Raw genomic sequence first — 17718 nt, 5'->3', positions numbered from 1 at the left:
TGAAACGGAAGTGAAAGCATGAGGGATCCAGCGCCTTGGCAGCGAAAATATGAGAATATGGCGCTATTATCGCTGCTGTTTGGACTATGGAGCCAATATTTATTTGTTTGGAATGGACTGAATTTGTCCGTGCCGTTGTTTGTTGCCGCATTCTACGGCCTGTTCTTCTATGCGGTGAAGGGGAGAATCGGCGGCTTCGACCAATGGAAGGGGCAGTCGAAATCAGGCTGGCTGCTAAGTCTGCCGGTGGTGCTGCTGTCGCTCACCTATATGATTTATGCCAATGAACTGTTTCGTGCGCTCAATGTGATTCTACTGCCGGCGCTTATTGCAGCCCAAACGGTGCTGTTGACGCGCAGCAGCGGCAAGCCGTGGTATCGCGCAGGATTTTACGGCGATGTGCTGCTGCTGAGCTTGTTTAAGCCCTTCTCGCATATATTCGTGCCGTTCGGACTGCTTGCGAACCGCCTGACGCCGAAGAACGCCGTTGAACAAGGAATGGTCGGCAAGGCAAAGCGCATCTTGTTCGGGCTTCTGCTCGCAGCGCCGCTGCTCGGCTTGGTCATCGGACTTCTGGCATCCGCCGACCGGATTTTCAATGAACTGCTGTGGCGGATTCCGCGCTTGTTGTTTCATTGGGACTTGTTTGGCGGCTTTATACGTACGTTCGTCGGAGCGGTATTCGCCTTGTATGCCTTCAGTTACTTGTGGGCGCTGCTATTCCGCCGAATCGGCGACCATCAGGTCGGTACGCATGATACGTGGAACGGGCTTGCCTTGGTAGTTTACGAAGAGAAGGCGAAGACCTATAAGCTGGATCCGCTTACCGCGAGCACGCTGCTGATCAGCTTTAACCTGGTTTATATCGTCTTCGCGGTTATTCAATTCTCTTACCTGTTCGGTGCTTCGAAGGGCATGCTTCCCGCAGGCAGCGTCTACGCTGAATATGCTAGACAAGGCTTCGCGCAGCTGATCGCCGTATCGCTCATTAATTTGATTCTGCTGCTTTGCGGTCTGCATCTCGTGAAGCAGGGGGAACGCGCTGCTGAGCTTGTCCGCAAATTCAGCTTAAGCATGCTGGTTGGCTGCACCTTGGTGATGTTGATCTCAGCCTTCGGCCGACTCTCGCTGTACGAACAGGTGTATGGTTATACGCAAACGAGGCTGCTCGTGCACGGCTTTATGATTTTGCTGTGCTTTATTCTTGCGGCTTCGATCATTCGGATATGGCGTTCTTATTTCTCCTTGGCCAAGGCCTATATCGCGCTTGGCCTTACCGCCTACATCGTCATGAACTACGCTGATCTTGATGGGATGATCGCGCGGCAGAACAGTGAACGCTACGAGCAGAACGGTAAAATCGACACGCGTTATCTCAGTCATTTATCGACGGATGCACTGCCGGCATTGCTGAAGCTGCAAGAACGACATCCCCGGCCGATTCCCAATTTGGAAGATGCGATCCGGTCGATTCGTGACCAGGCTCCTACCGGTTCCGGATGGCCGAGTTGGAATCTATCCAAATCCCGAGCTGCGGCGTTAGAGCAGCCCGGGCAGGCGAGTAACGGTTGACTTTAGAGCTGGAGATGTTGTATTTTTAATACCAATCAATGACCGTGATCAAGGAAATGCCGATCGAATCGTGACTGCGCACAGAGAGGGGGCCCGCCAGGCTGAGAGGCGCCCCGCAGCCGCCGATTGGCCCCGCCTTGTAGTCGCTGCAAGGAACGTTTCCAGTATTTGCAGCCGGGAGCTCCCCGTTATCCCAACCAGAGAGTCTGCTGCCGGCAATCGGCGCGGCTGAATTTGGGGTGGTACCACGAGCGCAGGCTCGTCCCTTTACTGGGGACGGGCCTGCGTTTTTATTTGATTACGAATGTACGTAGAGAGGATGAACGCCATGAGGCAGAAACAAGCTTTTATACCTACCCTTCGCGAAATACCGGCCGATGCGGAAGCCGTCAGTCATCAATTGCTGCTCAAAGGAGGTTTCATCCGCCAGCTGTCTGCAGGTGTCTATTCGTTCCTGCCGCTTGGCCGGCGCGTGCTGCGCAATGTAGAAGCGATCGTCCGCGAGGAGATGGAGGCCGCTGGCGCGCAGGAGGTGCTGCTGCCGGCGCTTCAGCCGGCCGATCTATGGCGACAATCGGGACGTTATGAAGTATACGGACCGGAGTTAATTCGGCTTGAGGACCGAAACGGCAGGGAGTTCGCGCTTGGACCGACCCACGAAGAAGTCATCACGCAGCTCATCGCGCAAGAGATCTCGTCATACCGCAAGCTGCCTGTAACGCTGTTTCAGATTCAGACCAAATTCCGCGATGAGCGTCGTCCGCGCTTCGGCCTGCTTCGCGGCAGAGAGTTCGTCATGAAGGATGCCTATTCATTTGCCGCGGATTGGGAGAGCTTGGACGCGACCTATCGTGCCATGTACGATGCCTATCACCGGATCTTCGAGCGGTGCGGTCTCCAATTTCGCGCCGTAGAAGCAGATGCCGGCGCAATCGGCGGCGAAGGCGGGACGCATGAGTTTATGGCGATTGCAGCTTCGGGTGAAGACGACGTGGTGACATGCAGCCACTGCAGCTATGCAGCTAATATGGAGAAGGCGGTCGGACGCAACGTTGTCATTGCTTCTGCTGAGACCCTAATCGCTTCGGTCGATGCTGCCGCTCCCCAAGCCGAGAAGTTCCATACTCCGGGGCTGCGGACCATTGACGAGCTTGTGTCGGGTCTTGGCCTATCAAGCAGCGAACTGATCAAAACGCTGATCTATATGGCGGACGGCAGTCCGGTTGCCGTACTTGCCCGCGGAGATCACGAGGTGAACGAGACGAAGGTGAAGAACACGCTGCAAGCCGTGCAGCTGGAGCTGGCGGACAGCGATGCCGTACGATCGATCACGGGGGCGGCCTCGGGCTTCGCCGGTCCGGTTGGGTTGGACATTCCCGTCCTGGCGGACTTCGAGGCTGCGGCATTGGGGCAAGCCGTTGCCGGCGCGAACGAAACCGATTATCATATGCGCAACATCGTCCCTGGCAGAGACTTCCCGCAGGTACGGTTGGGGGATTATCGCAATGTGCAGGAGAACGAGCCATGTCCGAATTGCTCGGAGGGCTCGCTGCGCATCATTCGCGGCATCGAAATCGGACATGTGTTCAAGCTTGGCACGAAATACAGCGAGAAGCTCGGCGCCGATTTTGTCGACGCAAGCGGTGAAAGCAATCCGATCATTATGGGCTGCTACGGAATCGGCGTATCCCGGCTCTTGTCTGCCGTCATTGAACAGCATTACGACGAGAACGGCATGATATGGCCAGCAAGCTTGGCTCCGCATAAGGTGCATATCATTCCGGTATCCCATCAGGATACTGCTCAAATGGCTGCGGCGGAAATGCTGTATGATCAGATGCAGGCTGCCGGTTTCGAACCGCTGCTCGACGACCGGGAGGAACGGCTAGGCGTGAAGCTGAAGGACAGCGATCTAATCGGAGCGCCGATTCGAGTCGTCATCGGGAAAGGAATTTCGGAAGGGCTCGTGGAATGGAAACAAAGAGGAAGCAGCGAGGACGTCGTACGAATTCCGCTTGCCGAGGTGCCGTCGAAGGTTCTTCAGACCTTAGCAGTAAAATCGACTTCCGGTATGACCTAGATCCCAAGAGGAGCATACGCGAATTATAGTTTAAGTCATAACGCCGGTGACCTGCTTAAGGTCACCGGCGGTTTTTTAGACCCTGTATAATCTCTTATCTGTCATTCGAATCAAGTTTAATTAAGTGTCTTCGTAGCTTTTGTACTCCAAAATATCACCTGGCTGACAATCCAAATTCTTGCATATTGCTTCTAATGTTGAAAAACGAACCGCTTTTGCTTTCCCATTTTTCAGAATAGATAGATTGGCCATCGTAATTCCAACCCTCTCCGCAAGCTCCGTTACGCTCATTTTTCGTTTTGCTAACATCACATCAATATTAATGATAATCGTCATGTTATTCACCTCAGATGGTTAAATCATTTTCTGATTTTATTTGTATAGCTTGCTGTAAGAGCCTTTGGAGAACAGCAGCAAAAACGGCGATCACCATTGAAGCGAAAATAATGACGAATCCGGTGACTGTGATAATTGGAGGGTCAACTTTCCTCTGCATGAGATAGTAGAGTGGCATACCTAGCAGGTACAAGATACTGATTGTGATGGCACAGTATTTTATTCTCATTAAAGCCTTCACGGATAATTCCGAGAACGCTTGGCTCTTATCCATATAGCTAAAAAGTCTAAAAGCTTGATACAGAGCAAAGTAAAAAGGGACCGCTGCCGCGTACATATCGATAAAAACGAGAGATTTCAAAAAAGCGAATTCTGGATACAATTCTCCAGCAAAATCTCCGATTTTAGGCACTAGAAATATGCACACAGCAAGAATTGGAATTCCAATAAGAATAACAGCCATCTTCAAAAAGAGTGTTGTTCCCCGTTTCATTAAGTGCACCTCGCTAATTTAATTTAAAATCACTCTAACACAGTCTTAATGCCCGCCTGCTGTCTACAACTATTTTTTCTCAAGACTGTATCCGAGTGAGAGCTCGAACGAGAAGGAGCGGTTCCTCCGTCATACCCATGACGAAGAAACCGCTCCTTATTTGAGTTCGCCATAACAGAAGACGCGTGACGGTGACGAGCGCCTTATGCTTCCTTCGGCCGGTCGATCGCCTCGGACATCGTCTTGTCCGTTAGATGCGCGTAGATTTGCGTCGTTTCCGGCGATGCGTGGCCAAGCTGCTCCTGCGTTTTGTACAAGTCGTTGCGGAGGTAGTAGTCTGTCGCGAACGAATGGCGCAGCTTATGGACGGACAAATAAGGCTTGCCGAACCGCTTCGCGTATTTGATCACCATCTCCTGAATGGCGCGCTTCGTCATCCTGGAGCCTTCCTTCTTGCCATTCGCGATGGCGAGGAAGAGCGCCTTCTCCCGTTTGGGCGCCTTGTACTGCGAATCCCGCTGGGACAGATAGAGCTGCAAATCCCGCATGGCCTCCTGACGAAAATAAACCGGTGTTTTAAAGGTGTCGTCGTTCTTGCCTTTGCGGTAGACATAAAGCAGCTTCTTCTTCAAATCCAGATCGTCGATGTTCATGTTGATCAGCTCGGAAACACGCAGCCCCGAATTCAGAATCAAGCTGACGATGGACGTATCGCGCGTCCGGTTGTTCGTGTACGCGTAGAGCGCCTGTTTGTTGGAAGCGACCTCCATTCCGTAATCCTCATTGATAAACCGGATAAACTCGTCGATTTCCTGTTCCTGCAGCAGCTTGCCTTCCAGCTTGGCGGCAGTATCCTTGGGCTTCGCCGTCCGCTTAATGGATACCTTCGCCATGACATTGCGCTTGAGCAGCGGATAGAACTGCTCATCCTCCGCAATTTGGCTCAAGTAGTGGAAAAGCGAACGCAACGACGATAGCTTGCGCGAGATGGTCGTGCGGCTGTTGTTGTGCTCGGGATGCGTAGCGAGAAACATCTTGAACGCATCCACGCTGTCCATGTGCAGCTTCTCCAGCTCCTCGAGCTTCACGTCCCGAATCGTCGGGCCTTCCGCGAGTCCCTCGGCGAGCAGCCAAGACAGAAACGTATCGTAATCCCGCACATATTCCAGCAGCGAGGAAGGCGAGAGGTCAGGCAGCTTATAGTTGATGAATTTCTCGATGTACCAGGGCATGGACGGCGTTCTGCGGTCCAGCTCTTGTCGGTCCTTGATCTTAATGATATTCATGCGAACGCTCTACCTCCATGTACCTTGAATCCAGTTATCATTATTCTAGTGCTTCGATGACCCAAAGTAAATATTGGAAAGAACGGATGTTCGGACCGAAGGACTGACAGCTGTAACAGAGGAAGTCTCCGGGCAGGTGCGGATCTTGCGGAGCTGCTATTGACAGTGATGTCAGTTACTTATATAGTTAGTTGCAAGAGTAACTAACCAATGTGGTGGTGTAGCGATGGGTAATCAAATGGACGACAGCCGGCCCATCTTCGTACAAATTGCCGAACGTATCGAGGATGACATTATCGGCGGCGGACTGCCGGAGGAGTCGCAGGTTCCTTCCACGAACCAGTTCGCGGCTTTCTACGGCATTAATCCGGCGACGGCTGCCAAGGGTGTTAATTTGCTGGTGGACGAAGAGATTTTGTATAAGAAGCGGGGGATCGGCATGTTCGTGGCGTCTGGGGCGAAGGTGAAGCTGATGGAGAAGCGAAAGGAACAATTTTTCGAGCAATACGTCGTTTCGATGATTCGGGAAGCCGAGAAGCTTGGCATCACAACGGAGCAGCTGACAGATATGATTCGGAACAGGGGGAACCGGACATGACGAAGATTGTTGAGGCCAAGCGGCTGACGAAGGCTTATGGAAAATTCACCGCCGTTAACGAGATCAGCTTCACGATCGAGGCGAATAAGATTTACGGTCTGCTCGGCCGCAACGGCGCCGGTAAAACGACCGTCATGCATATGATTACGGCACAGCTGTTTCCGTCGAGCGGCGAGCTGCAGGTATTCGGCGAAGCGCCTTATGAGAACAATGCGGTGCTGCGGCAGACCTGCTTCGTGAAGGAGAGCCAGAAGTATCCGGACAGCTTCCGAGTCGTGGATGTCCTGGCAACAGCGGCATTGTTTTTCCCGAATTGGGATGCAGATTTAGCGAAGCGGCTGATCGGCGATTTCAATTTGCCGGTGAAGCGCAGAGTGAAGAAGCTCTCCCGGGGAATGCTTTCCTCCGTCGGCATTATTATCGGGCTTGCCAGCCGGGCGCCGCTTACGATATTCGATGAGCCGTACCTTGGACTGGACGCTGTTGCGCGGGGGATCTTCTACGACAGGCTGATGGAGGATTATGCGCTATATCCGAGAACCGTCATTCTGTCCACGCATCTAATCGACGAGGTCAGCCGGCTGCTGGAGCATATCATTGTCATCGACAACGGACGTATCCTGCTTGATGAGGAAGCCGATCTGCTTCGGGGCCGCGCATACACGGTGACCGGACCTGCTGCGAAGGTCGACGCTTACACGAGCGGCCGGGAGATTATTCATCTGGAAATGCTGGGCGGCTTCCGATCTGCAACGGTATTTGGCAGCCTTGGGGCTGTCGATCAGCGCAAGGCCGAGGAGCGGGGCCTTGAATTCACGCCAGTCACGATCCAGCAGCTGATCGTCTATCTCACCAACCGCAAAGCAGGGCAGAAGGAGGAGATGCGCGCATGAGTACGGTAAAAGGCATCGTTAAAATGCATGTAAGAGATAAATGGACGTGGTTCTATGTTCCCTGGATTATTCTATTATCCAGCTTTATCATCAATTTGTTTATCGCAGGCGTCATTCCCATAGACGACGAAGAAATCATTACGGGCGGATTGTCCTCCATCTTCATCTATACAATCGTTAACGGAATCGTGTCGGTACATCAAACGTTTCCGTTCGCACTCGGACTGAGCGTACGAAGGCGCGATTATTTCGCAGGCTCCATGTTGATGTGCGTGTTGTCAGGGGCTTGTGTAAGCGTCGTACTGACGTTTCTTTCTTATATTGAGCATCGCGTGATCGACGGATGGGGCGTTCGGCTCTATTTCTTCCATTTGCCTTATATAAGCGATGGCAGCGTGCTGCAGCAATTCATCGTCTGCTTCTCGCTGATGGTGTTCATGTATCTGCTCGGATTTACCGTATCGTGCTTGTTTCGCCGTTTCGGAAAGACCGGACTCTACACGGGTGCGATCATCGGGCTGCTGCTAGGGACCGTGCTCGGCTATGCGTCCAACTATTATGGCTGGTGGGGCGGCATCTTCGATTTCTTCCGCGGTTATTCCGCCTTCGATATCGCGCTGTTTCTCTTTCCGCTGGAGCTGCTGCTTGTTTGTTTCTCGTATTTGCTGCTGCGCCGCTGCACGGTCTAAGCTTGCGTACAGCCAAGGAAGCAAGCTTTATGAGAAATATTTAAGATCATTAAAAATCCACATTATTCCCCAAACGGCGCTCATTTCCTGTTAGAATGGGTTCCTACTTACAACGTTTGGAGGAATATACCATCATGTTAAACAGACTGAAAACGACTTCCGTATTATTCGCAGGCATCGCAGCAGCGGGGAGCCTCGTCAGCTTCTGTCCTGCCGTCAGTGCGGCAGCGCAGCCGACGCTGCGGGCTGGCAGTCATGGCGGAGATGTAGCAGATATGCAGTTCAGGCTGCAGACGCTCGGCTATTACAAAGCACCGGTCACCTCCACATACAGCATGATCACGCGAAACGCGGTATCCAAATTTCAGCGCGCCTGCGGACTTCCCGGAGACGGCATCGCCGGACCGCTGACGTGGCGAGCGATCAAGAAGGTCACCGTCAATAAAGCAGATCTGGCCAAACTAGCGCGCATTATCTATTCCGAATCCCGCGGAGAATCCTACAAAGGCCAAGTCGCCGTTGGGGCAGTCGTGATGAACCGCCTGCATTCGACTAAGTTTCCGAAGACGATCACGAATGTCATTATGGCGCCTTCTGCCTTCGCGGCGGTACAGAACGGGCAGTACTGGCTCATTCCGGATGCTGCGGCGTTCCAGGCTGCCAGAGATGCGGCACGCGGCTGGGATCCTACGTCGGAGGCGCTTTATTACTATAATCCGGCTGCTTCCAAATCAAAGTGGGTCTTATCGCTGAAGGTGACGGCGAAGATCGGGAATCATGTGTTTGCACGTTAATACGCTAACTTTGCGACCCGCCGTTTGGCGGTTTTTTTTTGTCATGACCTGCAACTATTGGCTGCCTGGTGACGTTTGAGAGGAAGAGAACGTAACCAGTGGATCATCAAAGTTTACAATTAACGGGATTAAATACAAAAAGTTCCTAATTACCCCCGCAAACATGCGCCGCCCCCCGAAAACTATCACTAGTGACGTTTTCACTACATTACGATGCGAGGAGAGAGGTTTATGAAGAAATGGGCAATCGTCCTGCTTGCTCTGTCCCTGTTTGCTTTCAGCAGCAGCACCGTTTGGGCGCATGGGAACGGCAATCACGACAGCGGAAATCACGACAACGGCAAGAACAATCAGCTTCAAGCATGCAAAGAAGCGCAGTCACGTCTCAATCAAGTGCTAATGAAGACGAAGAACGAACGAACACGTGCGATTCTGAAGAAAATGATTGCGCAGTTCAAGGCGGAATGCGAGGCGGGCAGCAGTGTGTCGCAGCAGGACGTGAAGAAGGTTGCAGACGATAAGTCGGCGCTGTCGATTCAATTTCTAGGCAACGACTCGGCGAACAGCGTGACGCTTCCCGTCATTCTGCCGACAGCAGGGAAGAACGGCACTTCCATTCAATGGACGTCCAGCAACCCGTCAGTTATCTCGAATAACGGTTTGACTGTAAACCGGTCGACACAGCGGGATATTGCGGTCGATCTGACTGCCGTCATTCGATTGAACAGCGCCTCGGCGAGCAAAACGTTCAGAGTCGTCGTGAAAGGCAATTACCCGCAGTTGACAGACAGTGAGCGTGTTGCCAGAGACAAAGCGGCACTCAGCATCGTATTCGGCGGCTCGGACAACAGCGGCAGCGTAACACAGCCCTTCAAGGAGCTGAAGTCCAAGGGAGACAACGGCTCGAACATCACATGGCTTTCTTCCACACCTTCGGTTATTTCCAGTGATGGCAGAACAGTTAACCGCCCGGTGAACGGTAATGGAGATATCACCGTCATTTTTACAGCGATCATTCAGTCTGGTTCTTACAGCGATGTGAAGATATTCACGGTAACCGTAAAGCAGGCATTACCGGATTCGCAGCGAGTTGCAGCTGATAAAGCAGCGCTGCAAGTGGATTTCGGCGGCTCGGATTCCGCCGTCCGCGTAACGCGTCCTCTGGACAGCTTAACCGCGAGAGGCGTGAACGGCTCTCAAATTACGTGGACATCGAGTGCACCGAATGTGCTTTCGTCGGACGGCAAGTCGCTGCATCGTCCTGCCGCAGGCACTGGTGATTCGATTGTGGTGCTTACCGCATTCCTATCCAGTGGGGCATACTCGGATGTGAAGGTGTTCATTCTGACTGTGAAGCCGGAATATAGCGCGGCCGAGAAGGTTGCAGCCGACAAATCGGATCTGACCGTCGGGTTCAAGGATCGGGATTCGGCTTCGAGCGTGACGCAGCCGCTTATCCTGCCGACGCAAGGCTATTACGGCAGCACGATTGTCTGGTATTCAAGCAATCCGTCCGTGTTGTCCAACAACGGCACCGTCCTTCATCGTCCGTCACACGGTCAAGGCGATACGAACATTACGCTGACGGCTTTGATTAACAATAGCGGAGCCGGCGATGTCCGTACGTTTACGGTTACCGTTAAGCAGCAATAAGGACGCAAGACTTGATCGTGCCTGCGGGCTTCGTCATCCGATAATCGATATTGAACTTTGCGGCATCCGGCGCTATGATTAACGAAGCTGATGAGTACCCAAGTGAACGCGCATTCAGCTGTGAACGTATTCGATATCGGACAGATCGGGTGACGAAGATGACAATCAACTTTTGCTCAACCTGCGGCTCGCCGCTTGAAGAGCGCGACGTAGACGGAACGACCCGCAAAGCCTGCACATCGCCAAGCTGCAGCTTCGTGCATTGGGGAAATTACAGCATAGGCGTAGGCGCGCTTGTGCTAAGGGAAGAGAAGGTTCTTCTCGTACGCAGGGCGCAGGAGCCAGGGAAGGGTTACTGGACGAACCCGGGGGGTTACATCGAACAAAATGAATTCATTCATGAATCTATCCGCCGCGAAGTCAAGGAAGAAACAGGCGTAGATGCAGAAGTAAGAGGAATCGTTGCTCTCCGCGATTTGCCTAGGAACATCCATAATGTGTACATTGCGTTTGCGATGGACTATGTCGACGGCGATCCGGTGCCGGACGAAACAGAAGTCGACGCGGCCGGCTTCTACAGTATGCAGGAGATGGAAACGATGAATGTGGCCGGGTTTACACGCTGGCTAATCGATGTGGCCTTGCGTGCGCCGGGAGATGGATTGACCGAGGATAAGGAGCCGATCGTATCCTTCGACGGATACGGATTGTTTCGCGTATAACGAACAAGAAGAGCTGGGTATGACGAGGGCGATGCCTCGTACATCCAGCTCTTTCGTTTGTTTAGCTTATGACGCGGCGTGCTGTCACGTAGCTCTTCTTCCAGTAGCTTGTATTCATATTGGAGATTTCGACGCCTTTGTTGGCGCTGTGCAAAATCTTGTTGTTGCCTGCGTAGATCGCAACATGGCTGATGCCGATGCCATTCGTTCGGAAGAATACGAGATCGCCCATACTCAGGTAGCCTCTTGCAATCTTCTTGCCTTCGGATGCCTGATCAATGGAAGTGCGGGGCAGCGAAATGTTGAAATTATCGAAGATATATTGCGTAAACGAAGAACAATCGAACGCATTAGTCATGTAAGGCACTGCACCGTATAGATATGGCGTACCTATGTATTTTTCACCGTAGTCAATTAATTTCTTGGAAGTTTCCGTTGCAGCGTTCGCTTTGATGCTCGTGCCTGCTGCGATTGCCGTAATGCCGATCGCGGTGCAAAGGCTTACATTAAGAATGCTCTTGAGTAAACGTCTATACATGTTTGTCATGTCTTTCCCTCCAGCTCTTCAAGGTGCCTTATGTCTTGTAACACTATAACACAGTCGAAAATGCCGCTTTTGACCGGATGAGGAGCTGATTCTGAGTAATTGCAGGCCAATTTCGACTTTATGAGAATTACGTGAGAAATTTCTCATTTACAAGCCATTTACATGAGTAAGGAGCCGAATTTGGTAAAGCATGGCCGCCTCTGCTATGATAATAGGGGAGAGAAAGTCATGAGAGGACGTGTTAAACAATGAACGATAATCAACAAAAAGCGACTTTTGCGGGAGGCTGCTTCTGGTGCATGGTTAAGCCGTTCGAGGAACAACCAGGCATCATAAGCGTCGTTTCCGGCTACATGGGCGGCCATACGGTCAACCCGACATACAATGAGGTTTGCTCCGAGACGACGGGGCATGCCGAGGTCGTCCAAATTACGTTCGACCCAGCGATTTACTCCTACGAGAAGCTGCTCGATACGTACTGGCAGCAGATCGATCCGACGGACGCCGGCGGACAATTCCATGACCGCGGCAGCTCGTACCGCACTGCGATCTTCTACCACACCGAGGAGCAGCACGCCGCCGCCGAACGTTCAAAGGATGCGCTGCAGAACAGCGGCCGCTTCAGCGGTCCCATCGTAACCGAAATCGTCGAGGCGTCCGAATTCTATCCAGCGGAGGACTATCACCAGGATTACCATCACAAAAATCCGCTCCGGTACCGCATGTACCGTAAAGGCTCGGGCCGCGATGCCTTCATCTCGAAGCATTGGAACACGTCGAAGGACCGCGAAGAGCGCCGCAGCAAGCTGACGGCGATACAATACGAGGTAACGCAAAATAGCGGAACGGAGCCTCCGTTTGCCAACGAATATTGGGATTTCAACGGCGAAGGCATCTATGTCGACATCGTCTCCGGCGAACCCCTGTTCAGCTCGGCAGATAAGTTCGACTCGAACTGCGGCTGGCCGAGCTTCACGAAACCGCTTGTCGACGCGCATGTGAAGGAAAAGGAAGATCTTAGCCATCGCATGGTCCGCACGGAAGTGCGCAGCCGCGAAGCTGATTCGCATCTTGGCCATGTGTTCGATGACGGTCCTGGACCAACCAAGCTGCGCTACTGCATCAATTCGGCGGCGCTGCGGTTTATTCCGAAGGCAGATATGGAGCGGGAAGGGTACGGGCATTATCTGACGTTCCTGTAAGTACGCCGCATCCAGCGACAACTATTCTAGCCATGCCAAAGAGGCAGACGCGATTTACCGCGTCTGCCTTTTTGTTCGCTGAACGTCAAGACTTCATGCCCATTATATCAACCTATTCATCTCCGCTAGGCGATCTAGCGTAAGGTCAGGCATCGCCTTCGCGCCTGGTGATTCTTGCAATCGCGCGAAGCCCTGCTTCACCCAGATCGTATGCATGCCGACTTCTTTAGCCGGTATGATATCGTTATCGATGCGGTCTCCGACCATGACGGCTTTGCTCGGAAGACATTGTGTTTCCCGAAGCGCAAGCTCGTAGAATCGCGGATCCGGTTTGGACAAGCCCGCTTCGGCGGAAGAGAACACGGCCGAAATATAAGGCAGCATGCCGTAGGTTTCCAGGCGTCCTGCGGTGCCGACGCTCTGATTGGCAATGACGCCAATGCGGCATACGGCGCTTAAGCGCTCCAGCAGCGGCTTCGCATCGGGAAACGGCTGCTCGAGCTCCTTGCGGTATTTCATGCCGCTTCGAATAATCGATCGCTCTTCTTCCGTCGGGATCAACTGTTCCATCACATCCCGCATTGGGAACGATACAAACCTCCGGTGCGCATCCATCACCGCCTGCCTGACCTCCTCGCTGCCGAAGCCGTAGCCTCGCCGCCTTGCTTGCTCCACGAATTGGTTGATACTGTCCTCGATGGGGAAGGACTCGTCCACAAGCGTATCGCCGACATCAAAGAAAATCCAATCCATATCTTTTAAATCCAAGATGCTCGCTCCTTTCTTGCATGCTAGTAGCGTAACAAAAAATTGTATATTTATTAAGCCTTTTCACAATTTTAAGGGCTAGGAACTGGAATATTTTCGCAGGTGACTAAATTTTCGCTGCAAAAGGAAGCTTAGCGGCATGACGATGTGGCAATCGATGAAGCATGCGGAGCGAGTTGGAACGGCGAGCCGCTTGAAGTCGGCGGGAAAGATATGCTGTGCGACGCGCACATCGCGACAGGGTTCCAAGCGAAGGATTGGAAGCCGGGTTCCTTCTTCGTCGAGCAGCTGGGCAGCTTGGCGGGCGCTGCGCGCAACGTCCGGATTTATCGGCTGCGCGAGCTTGGATTTATGCAAGGTCGCCTCCGGGCGCTTGACGGGCTTCTGGCTTGACGACGTATACCCTTAGGACGTCGCGGCAGGCATAGTCATCATCGAGGAAGCAGGGGGAAGAATTATGAATCGGCAGGGCGGGGCGTTTGCACTGAGCGATGACACGCTTGTGGCATCTACTCATTCATGCAGCACTTCTGGATGTCGTGATCCCTGCCTGATACACGGAAATCGGATTGGAACATGAGGCAGCTGTCCCGCAGGGACGGCTGCCTTGCTGCGTTTACGTGCAAATGCAGGAAAAAATAGGTTATGTAAACAAGGAAATGACAGTCTTATCGAGAATGAAGTGGTACAGGTTCGTGAGGAATAAGGGACGGAAGGCTATTTCACTGCTGCGAATGGAGAATTCGCCCACGGGGAAGGCGCTTCGTCCACTGCGAACGGCGCGGCCTCGCATTCAGATGGGTTTGAGACGCACGCTAGCGCGGACACTTCGCACGCGGAAGGAAATGCGTCAACGGCAGGAAGCGCAGCCTCTCACGCCGAGGGCGATTTAACGATTGCCGCCGAAGTCGCCTCGCACGCGGCAGGATCTGCCACGACGGCGGGCGGCTCCGCGGCGCATGCCGAAGACGACTGCTTACCACCGTCACTCGACGGTCAAGCTCTGTATTCGCGACCCGCTTACCTTTTGAACACGTTCAATGCTTTCGATTGCTTGCTGTGTCCTGCATATGGAAGGCCGTATAAGTCCTCGATCGTACGAAGGATGGAGTAGTGATTTGATTTCTGCGTTACTTTCATCGTCTTGACCATTGGTCCTGCGAGTACAGTTGGAATTTTGTTCCTTGCGCTGAAATCATCCTCGTCCCAGGTAAGAATGAGCATGCTGTTGTGTTTTTTCGCCCACATCACGTATCCGCTCAGGTTTGACTTTAACCAATCGTCAGCTTCTTTCACGGTGCCGTCATGAAGATCATGCATCAGATTCGGAATCACGAACGATACGGTCGGCAGCTTGGAATAATCTTGCGGAAAGCTGGAGAATGGTAAGTTCGCGCTGGCGGGGACATTCGTGAAATTGACCCAAGGATTATGCTTTCGGGCATACCCGGTTTTCAAGTCATACGCCCCGTTGAATCCAGCCTTGGGCAAGCCTTCGGAGTAACCGGCGAACGTGAATCCATGACGGATCAACTCAGCTGCCAGGTTATCGGCTTGAAAAGTTTGCTTTGGGGTTTTATCATCTGTGACACCTTGCGTGGAGCCCGAGAAGAGATCCAAGTAATTCGGCTGGCTCGGATGGCGGGTCGCATAGTGGTTGGTCAAGCTTGCTCCTTCTTTGAATAGTTGATTCATGAAAGGCGCCGATGAATTGCCGACGATTTGCCGATAGGCGTGGTTTTCTTCGATAACGATCACGATGTGATCCGGCTGCGCTTGTTGAAGCGGATTCTCTCCTGCCGCATGATTGGGGCTGTGAAACAAGGAGGAGAAAACAAGGCTGCCTAGCACCGCGATCGGTATTTTAAAGGTCCATTTTTTCATTGTATATGCTCTCCGTTCAAGGTTCATGATGAGGGGGGCTTCCCTCGCTTTTTTCTGGGTAAGAAGAGCTCGACTCTGGTGCCCGCGTTCACTCTCGAATCGATTCGGATCATGCCGCCATGCGCGTCCACAATCCATTTCGCGATGGACAACCCGAGTCCTGTCCCTCCTTCGGCCCGCGATCTTGCTTTATCACCGCGATAAAACCGGTCAAAAACATAAGGCAGATCAGCCTCCGAAATACCGCAGCCCGTATCCATCACGCCGATAAAAACGAAGTTGGAACGGTATTGGCCGACGACTTCGATCCGTCCCGAGGCAGGCGTATATTTGAGCGCATTATCCAGCAGGATGATCAGAAGCTGGCGAACTCTGCCTTCGTCTCCCCAAATGGACAGCGGTTTCTGGACATCGGTTACGATTTCAATTTCCTTGGTGCTCGATAATAGCCGAAATTGCTCCGATAACTCCTGGAGCAAGACATCCAGCGCGATCGCGGACGATTGGATCTGCAGCTGATTGGAATCGGAGCGGGCCAGGGTCAACAGGTCGCCCAAAAGCCTGTTCATCCGGTTACTTTCCTTCAATATGACGGCAATATGCGCGCTTTCCTGTTCGATCGAATGCGCGGGATACCGGAGCAGAAGCTCTGTTTGCGCTTGAATGACCGCCGTCGGCGTCCGCAATTCATGCGAGGCGTCCGCAACGAAGCGTTGCTGTTTCTCCCAGGAATTTCGTATGGGGATTAGCGCGCGCCTGGCTAAAAACAAACCGCTTAGAATGGAAATGACCACGCCTGCAATAATGGCAGCGGCAATATCCCATGTCAAGGATCGGAGCGTGCTCTTCGCATCGTCCAGGCTCCTTACGATTCCGACGGAAACGATGAAATACGGTTTCTGATCGTCATTCGGAAATTGTAAAACTCTGTAGCTATGCTTGCCTGCGGTAACCGTTCGAAGCGAGGCCGCGTTCGCGGATGATCTGAATTGTTCCGCAATTTCCGAAGCGAAGGATTGTGCGGGAAGCTGCCCTACTAGCTCGCCCTCTGCGTTCCAGAATAAGTAGGTTGTCGTTTCATCCTGCTCGGGATCCGCATGGCCGGAATGAAGCGGTTCCGAAAGGTTGTGAAGAGATTGAATCCTGTGCTCCGAGAGCTTCAAAATTTCATCAGTGTCGTGAAATAGACGATAACGCATATGCACGAATATAAGCGTGCTCAGTACTGCAAGTATCAGCAGGATGACCGCGGCATTCAGGATGACCAGACGTTTGTGAATGCTAGTGAACATCGGGTTCTCCCTTCACGATATAACCGACTCCTCGCACGGTTCGAAGGAAATGGTCTGCGCCAGCGGCGGAGAGCTTTTTGCGCAGGAGGTGTACATATACGTCAACGGCCGTTGTGGCTGAACCTGAATCAAATCCCCACACGCGATCAAATATCTGTTCACGGGTTAGAATCTGATTTTTATGACATAGGAAGAATTCGAGCAGCTCGTACTCCGTGGCAGTCAGTTGCAGCGGCGTATCGCCGCTGTAACCTTCTCTATTGGCAGGAACTAAACGGATGGGACCGCATGTCAGCTCGCCTTCATGACCAAGGGTGCCTCGCCTTCTTAAGACAGCACGAGCTCTTGCCAATAATTCCGAGACTGCGAACGGCTTCGTCACGTAATCGTCCGCTCCCGCATCCAAGCCGGCTACGCGATCCTCCACGGCGTCTTTAGCCGTCAACAATATAATCGGGACGCGGATCGACTGCATTCGTAATTTTCTGACGATTTCAAAGCCGCTCATCCCAGGCAGCATGATATCGAGTACGATTAAATCATGGATGGCCTGCTCGGCCAAATAGAATCCCTCGTCGCCTGTCTCCGCACCGTCCGTCGAGAAGGATTCGCTTTCGAATACGTCGCGGATAATCCGAAGAAGAGAAGCGTCGTCTTCCACCACTAGGACGCGCATGCTTTATCCTGCCTTTCGTGGGATTTTTAGCTTCATTGTATCAGGAAGTCCGTTTTTAAGGTAATTTAAATGTAGCTCTATTATACTGATAATCGGCGGCTACATTGTTACGAATAGAGTCAGTAAATATCCGGGGCTATTTGGATATTGGAGATGCCTACGACGCATTACGCCCGCCATTTTTGAACGCAGCTTTATTCTTCGGCTTCTTTATGCTCACGGACCCGCCCACC

General features: G+C 52.6%; 19 protein-coding genes. 11 read left to right on the top strand and 8 right to left on the bottom strand.

Going from position 1 to position 17718, the window contains the following annotated elements:
- The first annotated feature begins 18 nt into the window (after positions 1 to 18).
- Both KXU80_RS06090 and KXU80_RS06085 read left to right on the top strand, forming a co-directional pair.
- Positions 19 to 1572, top strand: coding sequence for a DUF4153 domain-containing protein (locus KXU80_RS06090; protein WP_219837354.1), 1554 nt, complete (start codon positions 19 to 21; stop codon positions 1570 to 1572).
- Between the two features lie 328 nt (positions 1573 to 1900).
- Positions 1901 to 3652: a proline--tRNA ligase gene (locus KXU80_RS06085; protein WP_219837353.1), complete on the top strand. Its 1752-nt coding sequence runs from the start codon at positions 1901 to 1903 to the stop codon at positions 3650 to 3652.
- 120 nt (positions 3653 to 3772) lie between these two features.
- Here the strand turns inward: KXU80_RS06085 and KXU80_RS06080 are convergent, their stop codons facing one another.
- The 3 genes from KXU80_RS06080 to xerS form a co-directional block, all read right to left on the bottom strand.
- On the bottom strand, positions 3773 to 3988 hold the full coding sequence (locus KXU80_RS06080; protein WP_219837352.1) for a helix-turn-helix domain-containing protein: 216 nt from the start codon (positions 3986 to 3988) through the stop codon (positions 3773 to 3775).
- 10 nt (positions 3989 to 3998) lie between these two features.
- The gene (locus KXU80_RS06075; protein ID WP_219837351.1) at positions 3999 to 4481 is read right to left on the bottom strand and encodes a DUF2975 domain-containing protein; all 483 of its coding nucleotides are present in this window, start codon (positions 4479 to 4481) and stop codon (positions 3999 to 4001) included.
- 203 nt (positions 4482 to 4684) lie between these two features.
- On the bottom strand, positions 4685 to 5767 hold the full coding sequence (xerS, locus tag KXU80_RS06070; protein WP_219837350.1) for a tyrosine recombinase XerS: 1083 nt from the start codon (positions 5765 to 5767) through the stop codon (positions 4685 to 4687).
- Positions 5768 to 5993: 226 nt separating this feature from the next.
- Between xerS and KXU80_RS06065 the strand changes: the two genes are divergently transcribed.
- The 6 genes from KXU80_RS06065 (at position 5994) to KXU80_RS06040 (ending at position 11116) form a co-directional block, all read left to right on the top strand.
- Positions 5994 to 6365, top strand: a complete 372-nt coding sequence (locus KXU80_RS06065; RefSeq protein ID WP_219837349.1) for a GntR family transcriptional regulator — start codon at positions 5994 to 5996, stop codon at positions 6363 to 6365.
- Complete coding sequence (locus KXU80_RS06060; protein ID WP_219837348.1) at positions 6362 to 7258, top strand: ABC transporter ATP-binding protein; 897 nt, start codon at positions 6362 to 6364, stop codon at positions 7256 to 7258. Before KXU80_RS06065 ends, KXU80_RS06060 begins: the two co-directional genes overlap by 4 nt.
- Positions 7255 to 7947 carry a hypothetical protein gene (locus KXU80_RS06055; RefSeq protein ID WP_219837347.1) on the top strand — a complete coding sequence of 231 codons (693 nt, stop codon included), beginning with the start codon at positions 7255 to 7257 and terminating at the stop codon, positions 7945 to 7947. The genes KXU80_RS06060 and KXU80_RS06055 overlap by 4 nt, the downstream gene beginning before the upstream one ends.
- Positions 7948 to 8081: 134 nt before the next feature.
- The gene (locus KXU80_RS06050) at positions 8082 to 8741 is read left to right on the top strand and encodes a cell wall hydrolase (RefSeq protein ID WP_219837346.1); all 660 of its coding nucleotides are present in this window, start codon (positions 8082 to 8084) and stop codon (positions 8739 to 8741) included.
- A 231-nt stretch (positions 8742 to 8972) separates the two neighbouring features.
- Positions 8973 to 10394 carry an immunoglobulin-like domain-containing protein gene (locus KXU80_RS06045; RefSeq protein ID WP_219837345.1) on the top strand — a complete coding sequence of 474 codons (1422 nt, stop codon included), beginning with the start codon at positions 8973 to 8975 and terminating at the stop codon, positions 10392 to 10394.
- A 158-nt stretch (positions 10395 to 10552) separates the two neighbouring features.
- Positions 10553 to 11116: an NUDIX hydrolase gene (locus tag KXU80_RS06040; RefSeq protein ID WP_219837344.1), complete on the top strand. Its 564-nt coding sequence runs from the start codon at positions 10553 to 10555 to the stop codon at positions 11114 to 11116.
- Positions 11117 to 11177: 61 nt separating this feature from the next.
- On the opposite strand, the gene KXU80_RS06035 is transcribed toward KXU80_RS06040, so the two are convergent.
- Positions 11178 to 11663: a C40 family peptidase gene (locus KXU80_RS06035; RefSeq protein WP_308858199.1), complete on the bottom strand. Its 486-nt coding sequence runs from the start codon at positions 11661 to 11663 to the stop codon at positions 11178 to 11180.
- A gap of 248 nt (positions 11664 to 11911) precedes the next feature.
- Between KXU80_RS06035 and msrA the strand changes: the two genes are divergently transcribed.
- Positions 11912 to 12865 (top strand): peptide-methionine (S)-S-oxide reductase MsrA, encoded by a 954-nt coding sequence (msrA, locus tag KXU80_RS06030; protein WP_219837343.1) that lies wholly within the window; start codon positions 11912 to 11914, stop codon positions 12863 to 12865.
- Positions 12866 to 12967: 102 nt separating this feature from the next.
- Here msrA and KXU80_RS06025 read toward each other — a convergent pair whose 3' ends face one another.
- The gene (locus tag KXU80_RS06025) at positions 12968 to 13633 is read right to left on the bottom strand and encodes an HAD family hydrolase (protein WP_219837342.1); all 666 of its coding nucleotides are present in this window, start codon (positions 13631 to 13633) and stop codon (positions 12968 to 12970) included.
- A 147-nt stretch (positions 13634 to 13780) separates the two neighbouring features.
- On the opposite strand from KXU80_RS06025, the gene KXU80_RS06020 reads away from it, so the two are divergent.
- The gene (locus KXU80_RS06020; RefSeq protein WP_219837341.1) at positions 13781 to 14026 is read left to right on the top strand and encodes a hypothetical protein; all 246 of its coding nucleotides are present in this window, start codon (positions 13781 to 13783) and stop codon (positions 14024 to 14026) included.
- A 64-nt stretch (positions 14027 to 14090) separates the two neighbouring features.
- Complete coding sequence (locus KXU80_RS28400; protein WP_374987755.1) at positions 14091 to 14213, top strand: hypothetical protein; 123 nt, start codon at positions 14091 to 14093, stop codon at positions 14211 to 14213.
- 440 nt (positions 14214 to 14653) lie between these two features.
- On the opposite strand, the gene KXU80_RS06010 is transcribed toward KXU80_RS28400, so the two are convergent.
- From KXU80_RS06010 to KXU80_RS06000, 3 genes are read right to left on the bottom strand one after another with little or no spacing between them, the layout of a single operon-like run.
- Positions 14654 to 15517, bottom strand: a complete 864-nt coding sequence (locus tag KXU80_RS06010; RefSeq protein WP_219837340.1) for an alkaline phosphatase family protein — start codon at positions 15515 to 15517, stop codon at positions 14654 to 14656.
- A 23-nt stretch (positions 15518 to 15540) separates the two neighbouring features.
- On the bottom strand, positions 15541 to 16809 hold the full coding sequence (locus KXU80_RS06005) for a sensor histidine kinase (RefSeq protein WP_219837339.1): 1269 nt from the start codon (positions 16807 to 16809) through the stop codon (positions 15541 to 15543).
- Positions 16799 to 17485 (bottom strand): response regulator transcription factor, encoded by a 687-nt coding sequence (locus tag KXU80_RS06000; protein ID WP_219837338.1) that lies wholly within the window; start codon positions 17483 to 17485, stop codon positions 16799 to 16801. The genes KXU80_RS06005 and KXU80_RS06000 overlap by 11 nt, the downstream gene beginning before the upstream one ends.
- Positions 17486 to 17718 lie beyond the last annotated feature (233 nt).

The sequence above is a fragment of the Paenibacillus sp. R14(2021) genome (assembly GCF_019431355.1).
Lineage (GTDB): Bacteria > Bacillota > Bacilli > Paenibacillales > Paenibacillaceae > Paenibacillus_Z.
Note: the sequence above shows the minus strand (reverse complement) of the source record. Positions and strands in the feature narration are given on the sequence as shown.

Bases quoted from the DNA above. Each gene is read 5' to 3' on its own strand.
- msrA (WP_219837343.1), top strand. From the start codon at position 11,912: ATGAACGATAATCAACAAAAAGCGACTTTTGCGGGAGGCTGCTTCTGG.
- KXU80_RS06060 (WP_219837348.1), top strand. From the start codon at position 6,362: ATGACGAAGATTGTTGAGGCCAAGCGGCTGACGAAGGCTTATGGAAAA.
- KXU80_RS06005 (WP_219837339.1), bottom strand. From the start codon at position 16,809: ATGTTCACTAGCATTCACAAACGTCTGGTCATCCTGAATGCCGCGGTC.
- KXU80_RS06045 (WP_219837345.1), top strand. From the start codon at position 8,973: ATGAAGAAATGGGCAATCGTCCTGCTTGCTCTGTCCCTGTTTGCTTTC.
- KXU80_RS06010 (WP_219837340.1), bottom strand. From the start codon at position 15,517: ATGAAAAAATGGACCTTTAAAATACCGATCGCGGTGCTAGGCAGCCTT.
- KXU80_RS06085 (WP_219837353.1), top strand. From the start codon at position 1,901: ATGAGGCAGAAACAAGCTTTTATACCTACCCTTCGCGAAATACCGGCC.
- KXU80_RS06075 (WP_219837351.1), bottom strand. From the start codon at position 4,481: ATGAAACGGGGAACAACACTCTTTTTGAAGATGGCTGTTATTCTTATT.
- KXU80_RS28400 (WP_374987755.1), top strand. From the start codon at position 14,091: ATGAATCGGCAGGGCGGGGCGTTTGCACTGAGCGATGACACGCTTGTG.
- KXU80_RS06080 (WP_219837352.1), bottom strand. From the start codon at position 3,988: ATGACGATTATCATTAATATTGATGTGATGTTAGCAAAACGAAAAATG.
- KXU80_RS06050 (WP_219837346.1), top strand. From the start codon at position 8,082: ATGTTAAACAGACTGAAAACGACTTCCGTATTATTCGCAGGCATCGCA.
- KXU80_RS06065 (WP_219837349.1), top strand. From the start codon at position 5,994: ATGGGTAATCAAATGGACGACAGCCGGCCCATCTTCGTACAAATTGCC.
- xerS (WP_219837350.1), bottom strand. From the start codon at position 5,767: ATGAATATCATTAAGATCAAGGACCGACAAGAGCTGGACCGCAGAACG.
- KXU80_RS06035 (WP_308858199.1), bottom strand. From the start codon at position 11,663: ATGACAAACATGTATAGACGTTTACTCAAGAGCATTCTTAATGTAAGC.
- KXU80_RS06040 (WP_219837344.1), top strand. From the start codon at position 10,553: ATGACAATCAACTTTTGCTCAACCTGCGGCTCGCCGCTTGAAGAGCGC.
- KXU80_RS06000 (WP_219837338.1), bottom strand. From the start codon at position 17,485: ATGCGCGTCCTAGTGGTGGAAGACGACGCTTCTCTTCTTCGGATTATC.
- KXU80_RS06055 (WP_219837347.1), top strand. From the start codon at position 7,255: ATGAGTACGGTAAAAGGCATCGTTAAAATGCATGTAAGAGATAAATGG.
- KXU80_RS06090 (WP_219837354.1), top strand. From the start codon at position 19: ATGAGGGATCCAGCGCCTTGGCAGCGAAAATATGAGAATATGGCGCTA.